The sequence below is a fragment of the Allobosea sp. genome, assembly GCF_030694325.1.
GTDB lineage: Bacteria > Pseudomonadota > Alphaproteobacteria > Rhizobiales > Beijerinckiaceae > Allobosea.
This window is the reverse complement of record NZ_JAUXYO010000072.1, coordinates 1-5,585: the sequence shown is the minus strand read 5'-3', so window position 1 is coordinate 5,585 and position 5,585 is coordinate 1. Positions and strand designations below refer to the sequence as shown.

Here is a 5,585-nt window from a genome sequence, read left to right as displayed (position 1 = left end):
CCCAGCGCACAGGGGCAGGTGATGATCAGCACGGTGATGGCGATGATCAGCGCCTGCTGCCAGGCGAGGCCGAAGACGATCCAGCCGACCAGCGTGGCCAGTGCCGTGGCGTGGACGAGCGGCGCATAGAGCCGCGCTGCGCGATCGGAGAGGCGCACATAGCGCGAGCGGCTCTCGACGGCCTGGGCCATCAGCTTGTCGATCTCGTCGAGCAGCGTGCCGGTGCCGGCCGCCTCGACGCGGACCGTCAGGGCACCTGACAGGTTCATCGTGCCGGCATGGACTTGGCCGCCGGCCGCGATCGAGGCGGGGTCGGTCTCGCCGGTGACGAGGCTGCGGTCGATTTCCGAGCGGCCGCTCTCGACAACGCCGTCGACGCAGACGCGCTCGCCGGGCTGAACGAGCACGAGGTCGCCTGCGGCCACGGCTGCGATCGGGACGATGGTCGTCATACCGTCGGCCGCCAGCCGCGTCGCCGTCTCGGCCTTGAGCGCGGCGAGATTTCCGGCGAGGTCGCGGGTGCGCCGGCGCATCATCTGGTCGAGATAGCGGCCGATCAGCAGGAAGAAGATCAGCATCACCGCGCCGTCGAAATAGGCGTGCTGGGAGTGGTTGGCGGTCTCGACGACCGACATGCCGAGCGCGAGCACGATGCCGAGCGTGATCGGGACGTCCATGTTGACGCCGCCGGCCCGCAGCGCCCGCAGCGCACTCTCGAAGAAGGGGCGCCCGGCATAGGCGGCCGTCGGCAGGGCGATCAGGGCCGAGAGCCAGTGAAAAAAGTCGCGCGTGACCGGGCTGATGTCGCCGCCATGACCCGACCAGACCGAGACCGAGAGCAGCATGATGTTCATGGCGGCGAAGCCGGCGACGGCGAGATAGCGCAGCAGCCTCCGCTCCTCCTGCGTGACGCTGTCGCGCTCTGAGGAGGGGAGGAAGGGATAGGCCTTGAAACCGAGCGCGGCCAGGCGGTCGATGACGCCTTCGGGGCGCAGCGCACCCTCTTTCCACTCGACGGTGACGCGCTTCAGGGCGAGGTTGACGCGCGCCTTGAGGATGGACGCGTCCTTCGCCAGCCCGCTCTCGATGGCGTGCATGCAGCCGGCGCAGCGGATGCCCTCGACCGCCAGCTCCATGCCCGCGACGCCGCCTTCGCCATGGCGCACGAAGACGGAGAGATCCTGCTGGGTGGCCATGTCGGTTCAGTCCTTCAGCACGACGCGACTGCGCGAGACGAACACGGTTTCCGTGTCCCGAGCGGCTTGGACGGTGAGCGTCCAGCGACCGCCATGGACCGCCGGGAGTGTGGCGGTGTAGTCCCCGGCTGAACCTTCGCTCAACAGGGCCACATGATCCTCGCGACGCGTCGCGGGATGCTCGAGCCGCGCCTCGACGCGAAGGCCAGTGACCGGAGCGCCCGCGCTGTCGCGCAGCGACAGCGTCACCACGGCATCGGCTCCCGACCGGCGGATTTGCGCGCTGGCTTGCCAGCCGCGCTGCTCCTGCGCCTGCATCCGCGCGATCTCGTCGTTGAAGCGCTGGCTCGTCTCATAGGCGCTCTTCACGTCGACACCGGGCATGGTGGTGATCGCGATCGTCATCATCACGGCGTTCATTCCGGCGACGACCAGGAAGAAGCCGAGCAGCGCGCCCAGCACCATGCGGCCGCTGAGACGGAAGGGCTGGTCGCTGCGCGGACGAACCGGCGCTGTCAGGTCTACGGGCATGATGAAGGCTCCACAGCAGGACATGGCGTGCCCCCTCAGGGCGCAATGAAATGGTCGGTCGCGGTCACCCTCTCGCCCGCGAAGAGATCGGCGGCGGTGAAGGTGATGGTCTGGGTCTTTTCGGGGTGGATGTCGGGCGGCAGGGTGACGAGGACGCGCACCTCCCGCGAGGAGTCGGGCGCGACCGAGACGACCGGGCGCAGATCCGCCGTCGCGGCGACGCCGACCGCCTCGATCCGGACGCCCGGCAGGCCATGCACCGTCAGGGCGACGGGGCGTTCGTCGGGTCGCTTGTTCAGGATGCGGATGGTGTAGGCGTTGCGGATCGAGCCGTCGCTCAGCCGGACGAAGAGCGGCGAGCGGTCGTGCAGCACCGACATCTCGATCGTGCGGCGCGTGGCGAGCTGGAAGACCATGGCGCCGCCGACCACGAGGATCAGCGCCGCGTAGATCATCGTGCGCAGCCGCAGCGGGTTGTAGACCGGCTTTTCGCCAGCGATGCGGCGCTTGACGTTGTCGTCGGTGTCATAGGCGATCAGCCCCTTGGGGCGGCTGATCTTCTCCATGACGTTGTCGCAGGCGTCGATGCACAGGCCGCATTGGATGCAGTCGAGCTGGGCGCCGTCGCGGATGTCGATGCCGGTCGGGCAGACGGCGACGCACTGGCGGCAGTCGACACAGTCGCCGGCGGGATGGCCTTCTTTGCGCAGGCGTTCGGCCTGCTTCACGGAGACACGCGGGTCGCCGCGATCGTAGCGATAGGTGACGTTCAGGGCGTCGTCGTCGGTCAGCGCGGCCTGGATGCGCGGCCAGGGGCACATGTAGTTGCAGACCTGCTCCCGCATGATGCCGGCCAGCGCATAGGTCGTGAAGGTCAGGATCGCGATGAAGGCATAGGCCGTGAACGGGGCCTGCAGCGTCGCGAGGTCGCGCACCAGCGTCGGCGCGTCGGCGAAGTAGAGCACCCAGGCGCCGCCGGTCCACCAGGCGATCATTAGCCAGACGAAGTGCTTGGCCGTCTTCCGCCAGACCTTGCCTGCGGTCCAGGGACCTTCGTCGAGCTTGATGCGCTCGCGCCGGTCGCCTTCGAAGAAGCGCTCCACCGTCAGGAAGAGATCGGTCCAGACGGTCTGCGGGCAGAGATAGCCGCACCAGACCCGACCGGCGACCGCGTTCATCATGAACAGCACGAAGGCGGCCATGATGAGCAGGCCGGTGAAATAGTAGACCTCCTGCGGCCAGATCTCGATGAAGAAGAAGTAGAAGCGCGCATTGGCGAGGTCGGCCAGAACCGCCTGGTTGGGCAGGTTCGGCCCACGGTCCCAGCGCAGGAAGGGCAGCAGGTAGTACACGCCGAGACAGAGCCCGAGGATCAGCCACTTGGCGCGCCGATAGCGGCCGGACACGCTTTGCGGATAGACCTTCTTCGTCGCCGCGAAGAGCGGTAGATCCCCGAGTTCGGTCTCCTGGAGGGCCATGACTACTGGCCCCCTCCGAGCGAATGGACGTAGAGGGTCAGGGCCTTCACCGTGGTGGGGTCGAGGCGCTGCCCCCAGGCCGGCATCACGCCGGCGCGGCTGTTGGTGAGGGTCTCGGTCAGCGAGGCCATGTCCATGCCGTAGAGCGAGATCGCATCGGTGAGGTTCGGTGCGCCGAGCTCCTTGTTGCCCTTGCCCGCGTCGCCATGGCAGGCGGCGCAGTTGGTGGCGAACAGCTCAGGTCCCTTGGCCAGGTCCACGCCCCGCTCCGTCGGCAGGCCGGCAAGCGCGCGGACATGGTTGGCGACGACGCGGATCTCCGCTGGCTTCAGAACGCCGTCCTTGCCGAAGGCCGGCATCTGGCTGATGCGCGTCTCGGCGTCGCCGGCGACGCGGATGCCATGCTGCAGCGTCTGGTGAATCTCGCCGAGGCTGCCGCCCCAAAGCCATTCGTCGTCGTTCAGATTGGGGTAGCCCTTGGCTCCGCCGCCGCCGACGCCGTGGCAGGCGGCGCAGTTGTCGCCGAAGACCGCCTTGCCCTGCGCCATGGCGATGCGGAAGAGCGAGGGATCAGCCTTGATCTGTTCGAGCGACGCGGTCAGCCCGGCCGCCTGGCTGGCGCGCTGCTGCTGCAGCAAAGCGAGATCTCGGGCGATGTCGTTGCGCGAGGCGTAGCCGATCACGCCCTGGGTCGTCGTGGTGATCAGCGGCCAGGCCGGATAGACGACCCAGTAGCCCACGGACCAGACGATCGTGGCGTAGAAGATGCCGAGCCACCAGCGCGGCAGCGGCGTGTTGAGTTCGCGGATCCCGTCCCATTCATGGCCGGTCGTGGACACGCCGGTATGGGCGTCCACCTCGTGGTGGTCCTGATGCTGAGCCATGATTTCAGTCGTCCTGCAGCGGGGTGCGGGCCGCCTCCTCGAACCGGGCCCGGTTGGCCGGCCAGAAGGCGTAGACGCAGGCGGCGAGAAAGATGCCGACGAAGTAGAGAAGGCCGGCTGATTGCGCGAAGCGCGCGAGCCACTGATAGGTCGTGTCCATGGTCCCCTCGCTCAGCGGATGTTGGCTTTGTTGTCGTAGAGCTTGAAGTCGACGAGCGTGCCGAGCACCTGCAGATAGGCGATCAGCGCGTCGGCCTCGGTGATGCGGGCCGGGTCGCCGTCGAAATCGCGGGCCTGGGCCTTCGGATAGCGCGCTTCGAGTTCGCCCTGCTTGGGATGGTCCGGCGTGGCCTGGGCGCGCAGGTCGCTCGCGGCCTGGGCGATCATCTCGTCGGTGTAGGGCACGCCACCGCCGCGATTGGCGCGCAACTCGTCGGCGATGTCGTCGAACTTCAGCTCGGTCTTGGTCAGGAAGGGGTAGCCCGGCATGATCGACTGCGGCACGAGCGCACGCGGATCGATGAGATGGGCGCGCTGCCACTCGTCGGAATACTTGCCGCCGACGCGGGCGAGGTCCGGCCCTGTGCGCTTCGAGCCCCACTGGAAGGGCTTGTCGTACATGCTCTCGGCCGCCAGCGAGTAATGCCCGTAGCGCTCGACCTCGTCGCGCAGTGGGCGGATCATCTGGCTGTGGCAGTTGTAGCAGCCCTCGCGGACATAGATGGCGCGGCCGGCGAGCTCGAGCGGCGTGTAGGGCCGCATGCCCTGAACCTTCTCGATCGTGTTCTTCAGGTAGAAGAGCGGGGCGATCTCGACCAGGCCACCGACCGAAATCACCAGCAGGACGCCGATGATCAGGATGATGGAGTTGGTCTCGAAGATCTTGTGCTTGGACCAGAGCGACTTGCGCGGGGCCTTGTGTTCGATGGTGGTCATGAGAGCGGTCCTTACTCGGCCGGCACAAGGCGGGGCTGAAGCGGGGCGTTGTCCTGGGCGCTCTCGGTCTCGCCGCTGGTGATGGTCATCCAGACGTTGAAGACCATGATCAGCGCGCCGGCCAGGAAGAGCGCGCCGCCGAGCGCGCGGATGACGTAGAAGGGGTGCATCGCCGCGACCGTCTCGATGAAGGAGTATTCGAGGAAGCCGAGCGAGGTGTAGGCCCGCCACATCAGGCCCTGGAGGATGCCCGAGACCCACATCGCCGAGATGTAGAGCACGATGCCGAGGGTCGAGACCCAGAAGTGCCAGTTCACCAGCTTGAGCGAATACAGCTCCCTGCGGTTCCAGAGCCAGGGCACGAGGCAGTAGATCGCGCCGAAGGAAATATAGGCGACCCAGCCCAGCGCGCCGGAATGGACGTGGCCGATGGTCCAGTCGGTGTAGTGGCTGAGCGAATTGACTGCCTTGATGGACATCACCGGCCCTTCGAAGGTCGACATGCCGTAGAAGGCAAGAGCGGCCACCATCATGCGGATGATCGGGTCTGTGCGGATCTT

7 protein-coding genes are annotated in these 5,585 nt (G+C 67.2%); all 7 read right to left on the bottom strand.

The window, feature by feature from the left end:
* The coding region (locus Q8M82_RS03965) for a heavy metal translocating P-type ATPase (RefSeq protein WP_305690081.1) at window positions 1-1,196 on the bottom strand (1,196 nt) is incomplete at its 3' end.
* Between the two features lie 6 nt (window positions 1,197-1,202).
* A complete protein-coding gene (locus tag Q8M82_RS03960) occupies window positions 1,203-1,727 on the bottom strand; it encodes a FixH family protein (RefSeq protein WP_305690080.1) in 525 nt (174 codons plus the stop codon).
* Window positions 1,728-1,762: 35 nt separating this feature from the next.
* Complete coding sequence (gene ccoG, locus Q8M82_RS03955; protein WP_305690079.1) at window positions 1,763-3,205, bottom strand: cytochrome c oxidase accessory protein CcoG; 1,443 nt, start codon at window positions 3,203-3,205, stop codon at window positions 1,763-1,765.
* A gap of 2 nt (window positions 3,206-3,207) precedes the next feature.
* Window positions 3,208-4,089 (bottom strand): cytochrome-c oxidase, cbb3-type subunit III, encoded by an 882-nt coding sequence (ccoP, locus tag Q8M82_RS03950; protein WP_305690078.1) that lies wholly within the window; start codon window positions 4,087-4,089, stop codon window positions 3,208-3,210.
* A gap of 4 nt (window positions 4,090-4,093) precedes the next feature.
* A complete protein-coding gene (locus Q8M82_RS03945; protein WP_305690077.1) occupies window positions 4,094-4,249 on the bottom strand; it encodes a cbb3-type cytochrome c oxidase subunit 3 in 156 nt (51 codons plus the stop codon).
* Window positions 4,250-4,260: 11 nt separating this feature from the next.
* Window positions 4,261-5,025, bottom strand: a complete 765-nt coding sequence (gene ccoO / locus Q8M82_RS03940; RefSeq protein ID WP_305690076.1) for a cytochrome-c oxidase, cbb3-type subunit II — start codon at window positions 5,023-5,025, stop codon at window positions 4,261-4,263.
* A gap of 11 nt (window positions 5,026-5,036) precedes the next feature.
* Window positions 5,037-5,585 (bottom strand): cbb3-type cytochrome c oxidase subunit I (locus tag Q8M82_RS03935; protein ID WP_305690075.1); only part of this gene is annotated, 549 nt, incomplete at its 5' end.